Origin of the sequence: Yoonia sp. 208BN28-4, assembly GCF_037543925.1 — a bacterium.
Lineage (GTDB): Bacteria > Pseudomonadota > Alphaproteobacteria > Rhodobacterales > Rhodobacteraceae > Yoonia.
This window is the reverse complement of sequence record NZ_JBBIFY010000004.1, coordinates 231,198-249,378: the sequence shown is the minus strand read 5'-3', so window position 1 is coordinate 249,378 and position 18,181 is coordinate 231,198. Positions and strand designations below refer to the sequence as shown.

19 protein-coding genes are annotated in these 18,181 nt (G+C 59.5%); 13 read left to right on the top strand and 6 right to left on the bottom strand.

Features of this window, described 5'->3' with window-relative positions; translation table 11 throughout:
• Positions 1-7: 7 nt before the first annotated feature.
• The 3 genes from purH to V8J84_RS14880 form a co-directional block, all read right to left on the bottom strand.
• The gene (gene purH / locus V8J84_RS14890; RefSeq protein ID WP_339932573.1) at positions 8-1,597 is read right to left on the bottom strand and encodes a bifunctional phosphoribosylaminoimidazolecarboxamide formyltransferase/IMP cyclohydrolase; all 1,590 of its coding nucleotides are present in this window, start codon (positions 1,595-1,597) and stop codon (positions 8-10) included.
• Positions 1,598-1,609: 12 nt separating this feature from the next.
• Positions 1,610-3,322, bottom strand: coding sequence for a heparinase II/III family protein (locus V8J84_RS14885; RefSeq protein ID WP_339933146.1), 1,713 nt, complete (start codon positions 3,320-3,322; stop codon positions 1,610-1,612).
• Between the two features lie 149 nt (positions 3,323-3,471).
• Positions 3,472-4,743, bottom strand: a complete 1,272-nt coding sequence (locus V8J84_RS14880; protein ID WP_339932571.1) for an RsmB/NOP family class I SAM-dependent RNA methyltransferase — start codon at positions 4,741-4,743, stop codon at positions 3,472-3,474.
• 72 nt (positions 4,744-4,815) lie between these two features.
• Here V8J84_RS14880 and V8J84_RS14875 point away from each other — a divergent pair, with 72 nt between their 5' ends.
• Positions 4,816-4,995, top strand: coding sequence for a DUF1674 domain-containing protein (locus V8J84_RS14875; protein ID WP_339932569.1), 180 nt, complete (start codon positions 4,816-4,818; stop codon positions 4,993-4,995).
• A gap of 9 nt (positions 4,996-5,004) precedes the next feature.
• On the opposite strand, the gene V8J84_RS14870 is transcribed toward V8J84_RS14875, so the two are convergent.
• A complete protein-coding gene (locus V8J84_RS14870) occupies positions 5,005-5,376 on the bottom strand; it encodes a dihydrodipicolinate reductase (protein WP_339932567.1) in 372 nt (123 codons plus the stop codon).
• Positions 5,377-5,472: 96 nt separating this feature from the next.
• Positions 5,473-6,291, bottom strand: coding sequence for a 4-hydroxy-tetrahydrodipicolinate reductase (gene dapB, locus V8J84_RS14865; RefSeq protein WP_339932565.1), 819 nt, complete (start codon positions 6,289-6,291; stop codon positions 5,473-5,475).
• A gap of 102 nt (positions 6,292-6,393) precedes the next feature.
• On the opposite strand from dapB, the gene rbfA reads away from it, so the two are divergent.
• From rbfA to rpsO, 8 genes are all read left to right on the top strand, one after another.
• Complete coding sequence (gene rbfA, locus V8J84_RS14860; RefSeq protein ID WP_339932563.1) at positions 6,394-6,789, top strand: 30S ribosome-binding factor RbfA; 396 nt, start codon at positions 6,394-6,396, stop codon at positions 6,787-6,789.
• On the top strand, positions 6,789-7,505 hold the full coding sequence (locus V8J84_RS14855; RefSeq protein WP_339932561.1) for a phosphodiester glycosidase family protein: 717 nt from the start codon (positions 6,789-6,791) through the stop codon (positions 7,503-7,505). The genes rbfA and V8J84_RS14855 overlap by 1 nt, the downstream gene beginning before the upstream one ends.
• 80 nt (positions 7,506-7,585) lie before the next feature.
• Entirely contained in the window at positions 7,586-8,503 is a 918-nt protein-coding gene (gene truB, locus V8J84_RS14850; protein ID WP_339932559.1) for a tRNA pseudouridine(55) synthase TruB, read from the top strand.
• Positions 8,504-8,702: 199 nt separating this feature from the next.
• Positions 8,703-9,203, top strand: coding sequence for a hypothetical protein (locus V8J84_RS14845; RefSeq protein WP_339932557.1), 501 nt, complete (start codon positions 8,703-8,705; stop codon positions 9,201-9,203).
• A 130-nt stretch (positions 9,204-9,333) separates the two neighbouring features.
• The gene (locus V8J84_RS14840) at positions 9,334-9,846 is read left to right on the top strand and encodes a DUF1643 domain-containing protein (protein ID WP_339932555.1); all 513 of its coding nucleotides are present in this window, start codon (positions 9,334-9,336) and stop codon (positions 9,844-9,846) included.
• Positions 9,843-10,727, top strand: a complete 885-nt coding sequence (locus tag V8J84_RS14835; protein WP_339932553.1) for an alpha/beta fold hydrolase — start codon at positions 9,843-9,845, stop codon at positions 10,725-10,727. Before V8J84_RS14840 ends, V8J84_RS14835 begins: the two co-directional genes overlap by 4 nt.
• Positions 10,728-10,824: 97 nt before the next feature.
• The gene (locus V8J84_RS14830) at positions 10,825-11,736 is read left to right on the top strand and encodes a calcium-binding protein (protein ID WP_339932551.1); all 912 of its coding nucleotides are present in this window, start codon (positions 10,825-10,827) and stop codon (positions 11,734-11,736) included.
• 144 nt (positions 11,737-11,880) lie between these two features.
• The gene (gene rpsO, locus V8J84_RS14825) at positions 11,881-12,150 is read left to right on the top strand and encodes a 30S ribosomal protein S15 (protein ID WP_339932549.1); all 270 of its coding nucleotides are present in this window, start codon (positions 11,881-11,883) and stop codon (positions 12,148-12,150) included.
• Between the two features lie 193 nt (positions 12,151-12,343).
• Here rpsO and V8J84_RS14820 read toward each other — a convergent pair whose 3' ends face one another.
• Positions 12,344-13,564, bottom strand: a complete 1,221-nt coding sequence (locus V8J84_RS14820) for an alpha/beta hydrolase family protein (RefSeq protein ID WP_339932547.1) — start codon at positions 13,562-13,564, stop codon at positions 12,344-12,346.
• A gap of 307 nt (positions 13,565-13,871) precedes the next feature.
• On the opposite strand from V8J84_RS14820, the gene pnp reads away from it, so the two are divergent.
• The 4 genes from pnp to V8J84_RS14800 all read left to right on the top strand — a co-directional run bounded on the left by pnp (position 13,872) and on the right by V8J84_RS14800 (position 18,156).
• Complete coding sequence (gene pnp / locus V8J84_RS14815) at positions 13,872-16,004, top strand: polyribonucleotide nucleotidyltransferase (protein WP_339932545.1); 2,133 nt, start codon at positions 13,872-13,874, stop codon at positions 16,002-16,004.
• Between the two features lie 196 nt (positions 16,005-16,200).
• On the top strand, positions 16,201-16,791 hold the full coding sequence (locus tag V8J84_RS14810; protein ID WP_339932543.1) for a L,D-transpeptidase: 591 nt from the start codon (positions 16,201-16,203) through the stop codon (positions 16,789-16,791).
• A 145-nt stretch (positions 16,792-16,936) separates the two neighbouring features.
• On the top strand, positions 16,937-17,494 hold the full coding sequence (locus V8J84_RS14805; protein WP_339932541.1) for a L,D-transpeptidase: 558 nt from the start codon (positions 16,937-16,939) through the stop codon (positions 17,492-17,494).
• A gap of 119 nt (positions 17,495-17,613) precedes the next feature.
• Entirely contained in the window at positions 17,614-18,156 is a 543-nt protein-coding gene (locus V8J84_RS14800; RefSeq protein WP_339932539.1) for a L,D-transpeptidase, read from the top strand.
• Positions 18,157-18,181 lie beyond the last annotated feature (25 nt).

Here is an 18,181-nt window from a genome sequence, read left to right as displayed (position 1 = left end):
TTCGTCCTTAGTGTCGGAAGTGGCGCATGCCGGTAAAGACCATCGCGATGCCAGCCTCGTCAGCGGTGGCGATCACCTCGTCATCGCGCATGGACCCGCCGGGTTGGATGACGCAAGTGGCACCGGCGGCTGCGGCCTCCATCAAACCGTCAGCGAAAGGGAAAAACGCGTCGGAGGCCACGGCAGAGCCTTTGGTCAGCGGTTCAGGCAGGCCCATCGCATCGGCCATACGCTCGGCCTTTTTAGCGGCGATCAGGGCACTATCGAGACGGCTCATTTGACCCGCGCCAACGCCCACGGTGGCGGCGTCTTTGACGTACACGATGGCGTTGGATTTGACGTGTTTTGCGACTTTCCAAGCGAACAGCAGATCGGCCATTTGCGCGTCAGACGGCTTGGCCTTGGTCACAACCTTCAGGTCGTCCATGCCGACATAGCCGGTGTCTTTGTCCTGCACGAGCATCCCGCCCGCGACCTGCCGCATAGTGAGTTGCTTGGCAGTCACATCGGGGAGGCTATCGGTCGTCAGCAGGCGCAGGTTCTTTTTGGTGGCGAACACGGCCTTGGCGGCATCGGACGCACCGGGCGCGATCACAACTTCAGTGAAAATCTCGACGATGGCTTTTGCGGTGTCTTCGTCCAGCGGCATATTCAGCGCAACGATGCCGCCAAAGGCCGACGTGCGGTCGCAGTTGAAGGCGTTCTGATAGGCTTCCAACAGCGTCGCGCCGCGTGCCACACCACAGGGGTTCGCGTGCTTGATGATCGCGACAGTGGGGCCGTCTGCGGGGTCAAATTCTGCAACCAGTTCGAACGCGGCGTCGGTGTCGTTGATGTTGTTGTAGGACAGTTCCTTGCCCTGATGCTGCTGCGCTGTGGCAACGCCCGCACGGCCGGTGCCGTCGGTGTAGAACGCGGCCGACTGGTGGCTGTTCTCGCCATAGCGCAGGGTTTGCGCGAAGGTGCCGGCAAAGCTGCGGCGGCGCGGTTCGCTCAGGTCAATTGCACCGGCCATCCACGTGCTGACGGCGGTGTCGTAGGCGGCGGTGCGGCCATAGGCAGTCTGGGCCAGTTTCTGGCGGAACGCGAGGGTCGTCTGGCCGTCGTTTGCCTCCAACTCAGCCAGCAGGGCGGCGTAGTCTTCAACGTCCGTCACCACGTTCACGAATGCATGGTTCTTGGCGGCAGAGCGGATCATTGCAGGGCCGCCGATGTCGATGTTTTCGATGCAGGTGTCGAAGTCAGCACCCTTGGCGACGGTTTCCTCGAACGGGTAGAGGTTCACGACCAACAGGTCGATCGCACCGATGCTGTGCTCGTTCATGGCCGCCACATGTGCTTCCAGATCGCGCCGCGCCAGAAGGCCACCATGCACGACCGGATGCAGCGTTTTCACGCGCCCGTCCATCATCTCGGGAAAGCCTGTTACATCGGCCACGTCCTTGACCGGCAAGCCCGCGTCGCGGATCGCTTGGGCAGAGCCGCCAGTGGACAAAAGCTCGACCCCGCGCGCGTCCAAGGCTTTGGCCAGATCAATCAATCCGGTCTTGTCGGATACAGAAAGTAGGGCGCGGCGTAGGGGGGCAAGATCGGTCATGGCAGTCTCCGGTTACTCGTTTTCCATGTCCGCGGGGTCGCTCACGACCAGATCACGCACGGCGTCAGGGGTGTCCTGCGCCTTGGCCAGTGACCAGCGGACGCGCGTCGCATAGGCCATTGCGCGTCCGGATAAAACCACCTGTTTGGTCGCGCGCGGCTTTAATCGCCCGTTTTCAAGATAAACCGACGGTTCGACGGTCAATGTGGCGCTACCGTCCTGCCTGAAAATCCAGACCTCTCCGGATTTGAGCACCATCGATACCGCCGCCCCGCCCAGATCCAGCGTGGCGTCCACGTCAGGGTGCAGATGAAACCGCACTGCAAAGGGGATGCCTTGCAAACTGGTCCGGTCAAGGGCCGCATCAAACCGCTGGTTGTCGGTGGGGCTGAGAGTGGTCAGCAAATCTTCACCCACCATCCCGCGCCCGTCGACGGCGATGTCAAAGGTACGCGCGTGGGTCAGCCCGTGCGTGCGGGCGTAACCGTTGTGCGACAGCTCCACACGGCGACCATCATAGAGCGGGCTGATCTCGCATTGGACAAACGTGGGAATGTCCTCAAGCCGTTCCTGCATCGCAATGGCAAGGCGTGACGGGGCTGCAAGCCTTGAAGACGAATACCCGTCGATGGCAAGTGTAGAGTGGCTGGCGGTGGCTCGCCCTGCCCTGCGCCAGTCTTCGCCAAAACTGCGCCCCGATCCGCAACTTACGACAAGCGGACGACGCCCCGAAGTCAGCTCAAACCCAAGCGTGCTGGCGTGGCCGTTGGCGGATGCCTCACCCTTCGGGGGCGGGGCTGCATCAATGATTAGCGATGTCCGTCCCGCCGTGAGCCGCGAGAAGCCCATCGCCAAGGCATCATCACTACGAGTTTTGACAGCTGATGTAGCAAGTGCGTGATCCAACCGCCCGTCAAGCCCGCGTCCGCCGCCGTGAAACCGTGCAAGGCTCCCGTCAGAATGGCGCAGCGCACGCAGTGTTGGCGCGATACGGGCGATGGCATTCAGCAGTTCTTCCGGCGGCCGTTGGCCGGATTCGTTCAGGGATTGCGCGGCCCATGTCAGCAGGGTGAAGACCTCAAGAAGCTCTTCGGGATTGCGCGTGGGAATGCCGCCCTCGCCGTCGACCTCGGTCGCGCAATCCCGGGCAAGGGCCGCCACGGCAGGCGCTACATGGTCTTCCATGCCTTCCAGTGACAAGCCCGCATAGATCATGCCCGTCAGCGCCTCGAACCGTGGCAGGCCGGGCATGGTGGTTTTCCAGCGGCGCGACAAAAAAATCGTCTGACGGCCAAGGCACCGGAAAAAGCGTTCGCTGTCTTCTTTTTCCTGTCCGCGTAGCAGGAAAAAACCGTGGTTGATCCAGCGGATCAGGCGGCGACCGACCAGATCAGGCGTCCAGCCCGGTCCGCGTCCGTCACCATAGCGCGCGATCCAATCGTTGACCCAGCCCTGCGCCAGCGCACGCGCCTTGGCGTCACCAACGGCGGCAAGATCATCCAGCCACGCGCAGCCCTGCACCTCGTCCTGCACCACGGCATTGTCGCTGCTGATATCCCAGATCGACGCGCCCTTTGCCTCAACCAGCAGACCCGAGAACAGAAAGTTACCGGCGATAAGCTGCCGACCACGGGCGAAATGGCCAATGGTGCGGGGTTCGGGTTGCAGGACAAAGGCCGTCGCAGGCCGTCCACGCGCCACAAGGCGCGCGTGAAGACGGTGCATCAAGAACGTGCGTCGCGCACGCCATGTCAGCGGTTTGGTCAAGGGCCTGCTGCCTTTTATCTGCGCGTCGCGCTTATTGTTGGCAGCAATATATGAGGCAGGGGTGATTCTGTCACGACTGTTGTCGCAGGGATCAATTCGCGGCGCGTTCAGCCCTTGCGCAGGGCCGCGATGTAAAACCCGTCCATGCCGCCTTGATCAGCCCAGTAATCGGGACGCAATCGCAGGCCGCCTTCTTCGGTGATCCACGCAGGATCAATGCCCGCGCGGTCATAGCTGGCGGTGATGGGCGTCAGATCGGGATGGCGTTCAAGCGCCTCTTCGACCTGAATTTCGCCTTCGTCCGGCAAAAGAGAGCATGTGCAGAACAAAAGCGTGCCGCCCGGTTTCAGCAGTGTCAGTGCATGGTCGATCATCGTCGCCTGCTGGTCGATCAACGCGCCAAATTCGGACCCGTCCTTGGCGTATGGCAAATCAGGGTGGCGGCGCATCGTGCCTGTGGCTGAACAGGGCGCGTCGAGCAGCACGGCGTCATAGCCGCCTTCGGTCACGTCAAACGCGTCGCTCACGATGGTTTTCGCCTTGAGCCCCGTGCGCTTGAGGTTCTCGCGCACGCGCAACATGCGGCTTTCGCTGTTGTCCACGGCTGTCACTTCTGCGCCCGATGCTGCCAATTGCAGCGTTTTGCCACCCGGCGCGGCACACAGGTCCAGCACGCGCATGCCTTTAGTGGGAGCCAGCACCTGCACCGGCATGGCGGCGGCGGCGTCTTGCACCCACCAATCGCCTGCCTCAAAGCCCGGCAATGCAGTGACCTGCCCCACGTCGGCCAATCGCACCGACCCACTGGGCATCAACATTCCGCCCGTCGCCTCTGCCACAGCGGCAGGGTCGCCTTTTGCGGTCAAATCAAGAGGGGGTGATGCGAACTGAACCGCCTCGATCCCTTCAACGCCTTTGCGGCCCCACGCCGCGACAAGCGGTTGGCGCAACCAGCCGGGGATCAGCGGCACGTTGCGTTTGTCCCAGCCTTTACGGCCTTCTTCGGAAATACGGCGCAACACGGCGTTGGTCATGCCGCGCATGGATGACACGTGTTTGTTGTTGCCCACGATTTCGACATAGGCGTTGACCACGCCGTGTGCGGCCTCACCGTTCACAAGCTCAATGGTGCCGAGGCGCATGGCGTTTTGCACAAACTGCGGCGGTTCTTTTTTCAGGTAGGGCTTCAGCATCCGGTCCGCGCGGTCCAGCCCGCGCAACGTCTCTGTCGCCAGCCGCTGTGCGCGCGCACGGTCATCGGCAGCCAGATGGTCCAGCGCACCGCCGCCCAACAGTTCGGACATAAGGCGACCTTCGCCGATGATCTGTTCCAGCAGATAATGGGCGGCGCGACGGGGCGGAAGACCGGCTTTGGACATCGGGGATAACTCGCTTGTTCTGGGTTGGGCGGGGATTATATGAAAGGCGTGAACGCAGCAAGGAGTGCCGCCATGTCAGAAGAACACGCGCAAGACCTGCCCCCCGCCGCCCAACGCGCCTTGGCAGAGGCCGAGGCAAGACGCAAAGCGGCCGACACCGTGCAGATGCCGACCGAATTGGGTGGTCGCAATGGCCCCGAACCCGTCCGCTATGGCGACTGGGAAAAGAAAGGCATCGCGATCGATTTCTAGGTCGCGTGCCTAGCGCAGGGTAAAGGCAGCTGAGTCGCCTGCACCCTGATCGGTGGTAAAGCGCATGTCATTGCCCGCGCTTTCGACAAGCTGGCAGTTGTAGGGGATCGGATCACCGCCCCAGTTCATCTCGCGGCAGAAATAGCCGTTCTGCCACGACCATGTGCCGGTGATGTCCCAGCCAGCACCAGAACCGGTGATCGTGCCATCGGCCCCCACGCGCAGGTCGACACCGTACAGACGGTTTGTCAGGTTCTTGCTCCCGATCAGTTGCAGGAACGTCGCCTTGTCGGTGACAGGCTGGTAACTTTGTGCGGCAGCAGGAACCGCGGCTAAAGCAGTCATTGCGGCAAGGCCAAAAGCGAGAATTGCAGATTTCATCGGACGGGTCCTTTCGTAGCTTTCATAAAACATACGCGGAATGGTCCGATTCGGTTTCAATTCATCTGGACACGTCGCGGCAAACCGCCTGTTTTGCTAGCCGTCCGACAATCCCAGCACGTCCATCATGTCATATTCGCCCGGTGCTTGCGTCTGCCCCCACAACGCCGCTTTCACCGCGCCGCGGGCAAAGATGCTGCGGTCGGTGGCCATGTGGCGCAAAACGATACGCTCTCCGGGGGCTGCAAACATCACATCGTGTTCGCCTACGATATCGCCGCCGCGAATGGCGGAAAAACCGATATCGCCACGCTTACGTGCGCCAGTGATACCGTCTCGCCCGCTGTCAGAGACATCCTTCAGATCAACACCGCGCCCCTGTGCGGCGGCCTCACCCAGCATCAGGGCGGTGCCGGAGGGAGCATCAACCTTGTGGTGGTGGTGCGCCTCGATCACCTCGATGTCGAAATCCTCGTCCAGTGCGGCGGCGACCTTTTTGGTCAGTTGCACCAGCAGATTCACACCAAGCGACATATTTCCCGCCCGCACAATAACAGCATGGCGGGCGGCGGCGTTAATCTTGGTCAGGTCATCGTCGGACAGCCCCGTGGTGCCGATCACATGCACCGCGCGCGCCTGTGCGGCCAGTGCGGCAAAACCAACGGTGGCCGCAGGGGCGGTGAAATCAATGACAGCCTGTGCTTTGGCAAAAACCTCGAGCGGGTCATCAGTGACGGTGACGCCAATGGCAGCCCCACCCATCGCCACGCCCGCATCCTGACCGATCCAGTCGTGACCCGGACGTTCCAGCACACCCACCAACCGGCACGCGTCAGAGGCCTGCACATGGTTGATCAGCATCTGCCCCATGCGCCCCGATGCGCCTGTAATCACGATCCCCGGTGTGTCTGTCATCGCCCTGCCTTTTGCGTTGTGTCGCACCGTCATAGCCGCGCGGACGCTGCGGCGCAAAGGCTTAGGTTGGCAAAGCCGCATTGAGCCACTACATCACGGGACATGGCTAAGAATTCAAATCGCGATGGTCGTGCGCCGACCCAACGCATGTTGCAAGTGGGCGAGAAAATCCGCCGCACCCTGTCTGAAATCCTGCAACGCGGTGACGTGCATGACCCTGATCTGGGCCGCATGTCGATTACCGTGGGCGAGGTACGCATGTCGCCCGATCTGCGTGTCGCAACAGCCTTTGTGCTGCCCTTGGGTGGCAAGGACAAGGAACTGATGCTGGACGCACTGCGCCGCAATCGCCACGAAATCAGACATCTTGTCGTGCGTGGCGGAAGCCAGAAATACGCGCCCGAGCTGCGGTTCGAGATCGATGGCACCTTTGACCAGATGGATGCCACACGCGCCCTGCTTGACAGTAAGCACGTCAAGCAAGACCTCGACGACTGATGCGCTGGGCGGTGGCCGTGCTGATGTGGCTGGCAGCGCCGGCCCAAGCGGTGACCTGCGCCGATACAGTCTTTGACGGCGCATCTTTCACGATCTGCACGGTTGATGCCGCTACCGAGGACTTGCGCCTCTTTCACAGCGATCAGGACGGCGCGCTGCTGGGCGACTTTGCTGCAATTGAAAGCGTGCACCCCGACAAAACCCTGGCCTTTGCCATGAACGCGGGCATGTATCATGCGGACCGTGCGCCAGTAGGTCTGTATCGCGAAGGAAACACCGATGTGTCCCGCATCGTGACTTCGGCGGGGCCAGGTAACTTTGGCCTTTTGCCAAATGGCGTGCTGTGCCTGACCGACACCACCGCCAAAGTCTATGAAAGTCTGGATTTTGTGACCCGTGCGCCTGCGTGCCGTGATGCAAGCCAGTCCGGCCCGATGCTGGTCATCAATGGCGCGCTGCATCCCCGGTTTATCCCCGACAGTTCTTCCGAATTTATCCGCAACGGTGTTGGCACCTCGGCTGACGGGCGCACGGCGGTTTTTGCCATTGCCAATGATGCCGTGAATTTCCACACCTTCGGGCGGCTGTTTCGCGACCACCTGAACCTGCCCAACGCGCTGTATTTCGACGGTAAGGTCAGCCGCCTTTATGCGCCAACGCTAGGCCGTCATGATTTCGGCTTTCAACTGGGGCCGATGGTTGGCGTGTTACAGTAAGCTGGACGCAACGCCCCCTTGACCACCCTGTCCCCCGCGACTAGCAGACGCCACCTATCTGGATCGCAAGGACGCAGCACATGGCACGCAGGAAAAAGGGCAAGGATATCTCCGGCTGGCTGGTCGTCGACAAACCTGCGGGGATCACATCCACGGCTGTCGTCAACAAGGTGCGCTGGGCGCTTGATGCCAAGAAGGCGGGTCATGCGGGCACGCTTGATCCTGATGCAACGGGCGTTCTGGCTGTCGCTTTGGGTGAGGCTACCAAGACCGTGCCTTATATTACTGATGCACTGAAAGCCTACACGTTCACTGTGCGCTTGGGTCAATCCACTAATACCGATGACGCCGAGGGCGAAGTGATTGCGACCTCTGACGTCCGCCCTTCGGATGATGAGATCAAGGCAGCCTTGCCTACATTTCTGGGCGATATCATGCAGGTCCCGCCGCAATTTTCAGCCGTGAAAGTCGACGGAGAGCGCGCATACAAGCTTGCCCGCGAAGGTGAGGACCTTGAACTGGCCGCCCGTCCACTTTGGGTGGACGAGTTGCTGCTGGTGGATCGGCCTGATCCCGATCACGTCACGCTGGAAATGACGTGCGGCAAGGGCGGCTATGTCCGGTCCATTGCGCGTGATCTGGGGCAGGCACTTGGATGCCACGGCCACGTGCGCGAATTGCGCCGGATCTGGTCCGGTCCATTTATCGCAGAAAACGGCGTCACGCTGGATCAGGTTGATGCGGAGGCAAAGACGCCCGCGTTGCTGGAACGCGTGCAGCCGCTGGAGGTTGGTCTGGCCGATCTGCCCGAAGTCCGCTGCCCGCAGGAAAGCGTGACCAAACTGCGCAACGGCAATCCGGCCAGCGTTATTGGGTCGGGTCTGGAATATGGCGAAGAGGTCTGGGCCTCTTATGATGGTCAGGCCATCGCAGTCGGGCGCTATATGGGCGGCACGCTTCAGCCGTCACGGGTTTTTGTGCCACCTGCGGACAGCTGAATTTCCGCACCGTTGCGACAAATTGTTACAACCTGTCACGCAGATCACGCCGCCGTGCGCCATGGCGGGGGATATGTTTCACGCATTGTTACAATCGGTGCGATCAACATCAGAGCGTTGTGAGGGGGCTGCACAGACACGCCTGACGTCGTCATCTTGAGTGCAACAGACACACTCAGGAAAATGGAAAACCCCTCTGATGACACAGCTTGCAAACAAACAAACCGCCTTCACCATCCTGTCCGCCGGAGCGCTGGCAACGATTGCCTTTGATGCCTTTGGGCAGGGCCTTTCGCCGCTTTTGGGATACGCCAAGCTGGCCCCTGTAGGACTGGCCAACCAAACCCTGAAAACTGTCTTTGGCGCAAGCCCGTCAGGTCTGGCGCATCTGCTGCACGTCTTCACAGGCATGTTCGCTTACACGCTTGGCTATTTGTTGATCGCCCGTCCGCTGCAACAGCGGATCATGCCGTCACTGCCATGGATCGCAACTGCGGTGGCCTACGGGGTCGTGCTGTGGGTGTTTGCACTTTACGTCATGGCGCACCTTGTGGCTGGGAATCCGCCATTCTTGGGCTTCTCTGGCATCACATGGGTCGCGCTTTGGGGGCATATCGTATTCGCCTTGGTCGCCGCATGGGTGATGGAAGCCCGCGGCATCATCAGCGCCCCTGCCCGCCAGCACGCCGCACTGGCATGATAAAGACACAGGCGGTCATTGGGGCCCCTCCCACCTCGCACGCACCGCCTGAAACAAAAACCGTCTGCCCCACCGGCAGGCGGTTTTTTACTGCGTTGTGCCTTGGACCGCGACAGGGCAATCTGCGGACATGATCACCCGCACGCATACGACCGACAGCATCGCATCGACGGTGCAATACTCCGATTGCGAAAAATACCGCTATGCGTTGACCCGCGTCTGGGATGCGAACGGCAAGACTGTCATGTTCATCATGCTCAACCCGTCCAAGGCGGACGAGCTCGCCAACGACCCGACCGTCGAACGCTGCGAACGCCGTGCGCGAGCGCTTGGGTTTGGTGCCTTTCGTGTGACCAACATCTTTGGATGGCGCGACACCGATCCCTTTGCCATGCGCAAAGCGGCGGAACCCGTTGGCCCAGACAACGATGCGACCTTGCGAGACGGGCTGGCTTGGGCCGATTGCATCATCTGCGCATGGGGCACCCACGGCGCGCATCGCGGGCGTGGGCCACAGGTTGCCCAGATGCTGCATCGCTCCGGCCACCAGCTGCACACCTTGGGGCTGACAAAAGACGGTCACCCAAAACACCCGCTTTACATCGCTTACGCAGAACAGCCTCGGGAATGGAGCCTTTCATGATAACCGGATTTGACCAAAGCTATGTGCAATGCGGCGATGTGAGGCTGTCGGTCCATCGCGCAGGGCACGGAACACCGCTGATCTTGCTGCACGGCTATCCCCAAAACCATCATTGCTGGGAAAAGGTCGCCCCCACGCTGGCAGAGGATTTCGACGTCATCGTGCCTGACCTGCGCGGCTACGGCGACAGCGATGCCCCACAGGACGATGCAGAGCACAGCGTTTATGCCAAACGTCAGATGGCTGCGGATATCATCAAGTTGATGGATGCCCTGCAACTGCCCAAGGCGCACGTCCTCGGCCATGATCGCGGCGGGCGTGTGGCCTACCGGTTTGCGCTGGACCATCCTGACCGGCTTCTGAAGCTGGGTATCATCGAGATCGTGCCAACCGGGGATTTCTGGGCGCACTGGGACGCCAATCTGGCGATGAAAGCCTATCACTGGACATTTCTGGCCCAGCCAGCCCCCCTTCCCGAACGTATGATCGGTGCCGATCCGGAGGCCTACATCGACTGGACCCTGTCGGCCTGGACACTGGCAAAAGACCTATCGGCGTTTTCAGATGCAGCGTTGGAAAGCTATCGCGCGCAGGCGGCGGATGACGCGCATCTGCATGCAATGTGCGCCGACTACCGCGCGGGGGCAACGTATGACAAAGCGCTCGACGAGGCGGATCGCGCCGCTGGACGCCAGATTACAGCGCCAATGCATTTTCTGTGGGCCGAAGACGGCTTTCCGGCGCAGACGGGCGATCCGGCAAAGCTCTGGCGCGACTGGGCACCACAGCTGACCCACGGGTCGTGCGTATCTGGCCATTTCGCGATGGAAGAGAACCCGCAGGCCGTGTGTGACGCCTTCCTGCCGTTCTTTCGCGATTAACCAACGCACACGAATTCAGCAGATTTCCGACGCCAGATTTGCTATCACCGACGGACGAAACCGGCTGGGGGCAGTACGTTTTCGAAAGGTGTCTGCCATGCTTGCGATTTTGGGATTGATGGGTTTTGCCGTCGCCACCCTGATGTGGACCGATGCCGATACGGCCACGGATGCCGACGACCAATCCGCGTCGGATCAGCTTGCCAATCAGGATCAGGCACTCACGACGGTGGCGATTGATGAAATCATCGCCTCTGACGCGGATCGGATTGACGGCACGGCAGCCAACGACCGGATCACTGCCGCCGAAGGGGACAACGATATCAACGGCGCGGACGGCGACGATGTGATCATGGCCAACGGTGGCAATGATTGGGTGCATGGCGGCGCGGGCGACGATATTCTTGACGGCGGCACCGGCAATGACGAATTGCATGGCGGCACTGGCGATGACCGGATCGACGGTGGTGACGGCGATGACGCCATGATGGGTCACACGGGCGATGATGCGCTGACCGGCGGTGCGGGCGACGATTCCATCAGCGGCGGCGCGGGTGACGATACGCTTGACGGTGGCGCTGGCGATGACAACCTGTCGGGTGGCCTTGGCAATGACACGCTTGCTGGCGGGAGCGGCAGCGATGCGCTTTTTGGCGGGATGGGTGACAATGTCCTGATCGGTAATGATGATTCCGAGGCTGACTATCTGAACGGCAGCAGCGGCGACGATCTTTTGCGTGGCGGTACGGGAGACACGATGACAGGCAGTGGCGGTTTTGATACCTTTGCCATTGATGCCGATGCAGGTGCGATCGTGCTTGATTTTGACCCGCGCGACGATGTGATCGAAGTGCACTATGTTGAAGACGCGACCCCGCCGGACCTGTCGGTAGAGCCGACAGAGGATGGATCAATTCTGCGGGCCAACGGCGAAACCGTTGCAGTGTTCACCAACGGCCATGTGGTTGATGCCTCACTTGTACGGCTGGTCGCAGGCACCGTCGCCTGACGCCCGATGAATTTGCTTTCTTTTTGATCGAATCTGCCTTATGCGCAGCCATCCGCTTGGGATACCTCTTGGGCGGACCCTCCACGGGCTTTTCTGGACGACATCCCGGATCGCGCCTTAACCCTTTGAAAACAGGAGACCCCGATGTCGATTACTGCTGAAGAAAAATCACGGATCATGAAGGAATACGCCACCAAAGAAGGCGATACCGGCTCCCCCGAGGTGCAGGTTGCAATCCTGTCGTCGCGCATCGCGACACTGACAGAGCACTTCAAGACCCACAAAAAAGACAACCACGGCCGCCGTGGTCTGCTGAAGATGGTGGCCCTGCGCCGCAAGCTTCTGGACTACACACGCGCCAAGGATGAGGCCCGCTATCAGGACCTGATCAAGCGTCTGGGCCTGCGTCGCTAAATTCCAGAATTTGGCCGTGGCCTAGCGTTTTCTAGAAAACGCGCGAGCCGATGGACTTGGATTTGAAACGCCCGCCTTCTGGTGGGCGTTTTTTTGTGCGCCTTTCACGCAAAGACCATGCCGCACACCGCTTAGACGGCATACGACGCAAATTGTTACGCCCGACCAGAAAAGACTGATCGGCATCCACTCTTTAGCGGGCCAAGGCGTTGAGATAATCTCCGACAGCCTCTTCCCAAAGGTAGGGATATGCAGTCACCCAGTGCCCTTTGCCAAAACCCGGTACGTCAGTCACAATAAGATCACTGTTCGCCCCGAGCCGTTCCATCTCGGCGATATTCGCTCTCGCATGCGCGATGCTGTAGTGCGTATCGTCTTCGCCATAAATCGAAAGGATCGGCCCGTCGAACGATCCGATCCGTCGAAAAAGAGGCGGATTGATAGGGGTATCGCAGCACCCCTCACTGACCCAGCCGCCAACAAAGTTTATCACACCGATGATATCATTTTGGCGTTGTCCGGCTTGCATGATTGCCACCACGCCACCGCGTGAAACGCCCGCCAAAAGAGCCGGTCCGGGCTGCACGTTCGAACGGTTCCGCAAGGCCGCGAGAGCTGCATTTGCATCCTCAAGCGCCCTATCCGCTCCCGCTATGGCAATCGCCGCATCTGATGAATACCCGTCCGAACGATCCGCAGAAAACCCCTCGTCATAAAGCCCGTCCGACCCACCGCGACCGCGTCTTTGTGGAAAGGCAGCGATATAGCCATTTTCGTTCAGAACGTCGGCCAGCCAGTCGTTGGTCCAGACATGCCTGAACCAAACCGATTGCCGCCCTGTCCCCGTTGACCCGTGGTGAATAACAGCGAGTGGAAAAGGCCCCTCTCCGCGCGTAGTATAAATCACCGCCGCAAGTTCGACAGGCGCATCGTCCTCAACCAGATCGGTTTCCAATCGCTCGAGTTCCCCGACTAGAAACCAGTCATCGTCTGGGGACGACAGCACGGCTGAGATGTCTTGCCGCTCCAACACCGCAAATCGTTCGTTGTCGCCAAACACCGCTCGCATGCGGCCGGTAGGTGACATGGAATAGCGGACCGGAAGGCTGTCATCGGTGGAAACCAACGCGTCACCTTCGATCTTCGCCTCCAGCCGTAGCCAGTTGCCACGACCATTCTGAGTACTCGCAACGGCGTATACGACATCAACAAGACCGTCGGCATTCAAACCTTCCACGACCAGGATGTGGTTTCGCCAGTTATCCCATTTCCCGATCCAGACGCCTGAGACCGGCAGTCCAGCGTCGTCCTGCACGCTGACGTCCTCCGGCAGCGGGACGTTTCCGATGAAAATCGGGTTTTGAGCGATGACGCCGCACGGCAATACCATCCATACCGCTATCAAAAAGGCCATCACGCTCGAATTCATCAATTCTCCCACCTCTCAGGAAGCTTATGCGATCAGCGCCGAAAATGTAGAATTTTGCAAACCTATCCCGCGCCGACACTATTCGCCGCGATCTGTGCAGTCGCAGCGAAAAGCGGCTTGGCAGCGGACAAGCACCCCCTTCCCAAAACATGCAATCCCCTGTATGGCGCAGCCATCTTGAGACGTACCGGCGCCCGGACCCAGCGCCAACCCGACGAACGGGCAAGATGAAGGGGTCAGGGGGAATACGCCCCCTATGCAAAGTGGCCAGCGTGCCAAAAGGAAAAACTACATGTTTAACGAAGTGAAAAAGTCGATGAAGTGGGGTCAGGAAACCCTCACTCTCGAAACAGGTAAGGTTGCGCGTCAGGCAGACGGCTCCGTTATTGCTACGATGGGTGAAACATCCGTCATGGCAAACGTGACATTTGCCCGCAAGCAAAAGCCCGGTCAGGATTTCTTTCCCCTGACAGTGCACTACCAAGAGAAATACTATGCCGCCGGTAAAGTCCCCGGTGGTTTCTTCAAGCGCGAAGCGCGTCCCACTGAAAAAGAGACGCTGACATCCCGCCTGATCGACCGTCCGATCCGCCCACTGTTCGTCCCCGGCTTCAAGAACGAAGTTTTGGTGATGTGTACGGTTCTGTCCCACGATCTGGTCAACGACCCAGACATGCTGGCGATGATCGCTGCATCCGCCGCGCTGACGATTTCCGGCGCGCCGTTCATGGGCCCGATTGCCGCCTGTCGCGTAGGCTATGAGGATGGCGATTACATTCTGAACCCTGAGATGGACGACATGCACAACCTGCGCATGAACCCAGAGCAGCGTCTGGACCTCGTTGTGGCTGGCACTAAAGACGCCGTGATGATGGTTGAATCCGAAGCCTACGAACTGACCGAAGCAGAGATGCTGGGTGCGGTGAAGTTCGCCCACGACAGCATCCAGCCTGTCATCGACCTGATCATTGATCTGGCCGAAGATTGCGCGAAAGAGCCGTTTGACTTCCAGCCGGAAGATTACTCGGACCTGTCCGCAGCTGTGAAAGCCGCTGGCGAAGACAAGATGCGTGCCGCTTACGCGATCACTGACAAGCAAGAGCGCACATCCGCTGTTGCTGCCGCCAAGCAAGACATCATCGACAGCCTGACCGAAGAGCAGCAAGAGGACAAGAACCTCGGCTCCGCCCTCAAGGGTCTGGAATCGTCCGTTCTGCGCGGCGACGTTGTGAAAAACGGCAAGCGTATCGATGGCCGTGCCCTCGACACCATCCGTCCGATTGTGTCCGAGACTGGCATCCTGCCACGCACACACGGCTCTGCCCTGTTCACACGTGGTGAGACCCAAGGTCTTGTTGTGACGACACTCGGCACCGGCGACGACGAGCAGATGATCGACGCGCTGTCTGGCATGTATAAGTCGAACTTCATGCTGCACTATAACTTCCCACCCTATTCGGTTGGTGAAGTTGGTCGTGTGGGTGGCCCCGGCCGTCGCGAGATTGGTCATGGTAAGCTGGCATGGCGCGCGCTTCAGGCGGTTCTGCCTGCGGCAACCGACTTCCCTTACACAATCCGCGTTGTGTCCGAGATCACGGAATCCAACGGCTCCTCCTCGATGGCATCCGTCTGCGGCGGTTCGCTGTCGATGATGGACGCTGGTGTACCTTTGAAAGCGCCGGTTGCCGGTGTTGCGATGGGTCTGGTCATGGAAGACGACGGGTCCTACGCGATCCTGTCCGACATCCTTGGTGACGAAGACCACCTTGGCGACATGGACTTCAAGGTTGCGGGTACCGAAAACGGCATCACATCCTTGCAGATGGACATCAAGATCGCGGGCATCACGCCAGAGATCATGGAAAAGGCACTCGATCAGGCGAAAGCCGGCCGGATGCACATCCTTGGCGAGATGGGCAAAGCCCTGACAGGTGCCAAAGACCTTGGCGTGCACGCACCCAAGATCGAAACGATGCAGATCCCGACGGATAAAATTCGCGAAGTGATCGGTTCGGGTGGTAAGGTCATCCGCGAAATCGTCGAAGTGTCCGGTGCGAAGGTCGACATCAACGATGATGGTGTGATCAAGCTGGCCTCGAATGATGCCGACGCGATCAAGAAGGCCTACGACATGATCCACTCGATCGTGGCAGAGCCGGAAGAGGGCGTCATCTACAAAGGCACAGTTGTGAAACTGGTCGACTTTGGTGCCTTCGTGAACTTCTTTGGCAAGCGCGACGGTCTGGTGCACGTGTCCCAGATCGAGAACCGCCGCCTGAACCATCCTTCGGATGTGCTCAAGGAAGGTCAGGAAGTCTGGGTCAAGCTGCTTGGCTTTGATGATCGCGGTAAGGTCCGTTTGGCCATGAAGATGGTTGATCAGGAAACCGGCGAAGAGATCAAAGAAGAGAAGAAGGAAGACTAAGGTCTTACCCTCGAACGATAGATTGGCCCCGGTGGAAACGCCGGGGCCTTTTGCATTTGAGGCCAGCGGTCAACGCAGCCGAGGCGTTGCACAATGGCACCAGTGCATCATCCTCACAGTTTTTTGATGGGGAACTTGACCTTAAGGCGCATAGTTGATGAATCACTGTCACAGACTATTTTTGGGGGAGCCTGCCATGCTCACACGCCGTCATTTTATCGCCACCGGCGCTTTTTCGTCCATTCTGGCCGCTCATCCTGCATTTGCGCAGGAAGCGGTTGAACCTGCACCATCCGCAGAACCAGCTGATCCGCTTGCGCCAACGCAAGTGACGCTCGCTGGTGCGATCCCTGCAAACCAGATCCACATGGACCCGAACACCTTCCGCCTGTATTTCAGCGTCGGTGGGGATCAGGCGATCCGCTATGCTGTCGGCGTTGGCCGCCCCGGCCTCTACGAACCGGGTGCATTTTTCGTCGGCGCCAAGAAAGAGTGGCCAAGCTGGACACCCACGCCCGACATGATCGAGCGCGAGCCGGAAAAGTATAAGCAGTACGAAGACGGCATGCCCGGTGGACCAAACAATCCGCTTGGTGCGCGCGCGCTATATCTGTTCCAACCCGGTCGCGGCGATACATATCTGCGTATTCACGGCACCAATTCGCCGCGGACAATCGGCACGGCTGTATCTAACGGCTGTGCGCGCCTGACCAACGAATATATCGTTGATCTGTATGATCGCGTGCCGCTTCGGTCGAACGTCTTTTTGTACACACGCACCGGCTAATCCATTCACCCCACATTGATCGGGTGATGCAAGAAATCCGCAGGCCTCGCGAAAATTCGCGGGGCCTGTTCGTCTTGAAGGGTCATGATGCTAGTTTAGGTGCTTAAGCCGCGCCAAGCGGTAGGTCTTGAGCAGGAAATCAGCAATGCTAACTCGTCGTCATTTTATAGCATCGGCCGCAGCAACCGCCTGTGCCGCGCCAGCACTCGCCACACCAACCGTGGTGCGCCTTCCCTACAAATTTGTGCCGCAGGATGTGGCTGTTAATCCCGATCTGCCAGCAGGCCAAATCCACGTCATCAAGGAACAGTTCTTCCTGTATTGGACGTTGGGCAATGGTCGCGCCCGCCGCTATGGAATCGCGCTTGGTGAACAAGGCCGCAATTATACCGGCGTGCTGACAATCCGGCGCAAGGCAGAATGGCCAAGCTGGACACCAACGCAGAACATGGTCCGTCTTGAGCCCGAGATTTACGGCCCCTACCGCAACGGTCTGCCTGGCGGCCATCCGCAAAACCCAATGGGTGCGCGCGCGCTTTATCTTTATGACGGCAACGTCGACACCTATTACCGCATCCATGGCACCATGCAGCCTTGGACCATTGGACAAAGCTTTTCGTCGGGCTGCGTACGGTTGATCAATGACCACGTCGAGGAACTGTATTCGCAGGTTCCGATTGGCACACAGGTCTATATCTTCTGATCTTACCCACTAAATTTCCGACAGAACAGGCGCCATATCGGCGCCTTTTTTGTCATCTAAACGCCAACTTAACCAATTAAATTCAAAGTGACCGTAGCCTTCAGCAATGAGAATTTGACATGAAACGTCGTGATTTTCTGGTGTCCGCAATCGCAGCCGTCGCTGCGTCATCCGCATCAGCAAACGCTGTTCCGATCACATATCAGCCGCAGCTAGTTGATCTAACGACATCGCAACGCGCAGGCGTGATCCATGTGAACACCGACCAGCGGTTCCTTTATCTGACACTGGGCGGAACACAGGCCATTCGCTATGGCGTCGCCGTCGGTGCAGCGGGGCGCGCATTTAAGGGGCAGGCCACGATCCGGCGCAAGGTTGAATGGCCCAGCTGGACACCAACAACCAACATGATCCGGCAAGAGCCGAACGTTTATGGACCGTATCGCGCCGGACTGCCCGGCGGTCATCCCGAAAATCCAATGGGGGCGCGGGGCTTGTACCTTTATCGCGGCAACCGCGACACGATGTTCCGTATTCACGGGACGCACCAGCCATGGACCATCGGGCAATCGTTCTCGTCGGGCTGCATCCGGCTGCACAACGACCATATTGCCGATCTTTACGCCCGTGTACCTATCGGGACTCGTGTGATCGTCACATAAAAAAGCCCCGCAGACGCTGCGAGGC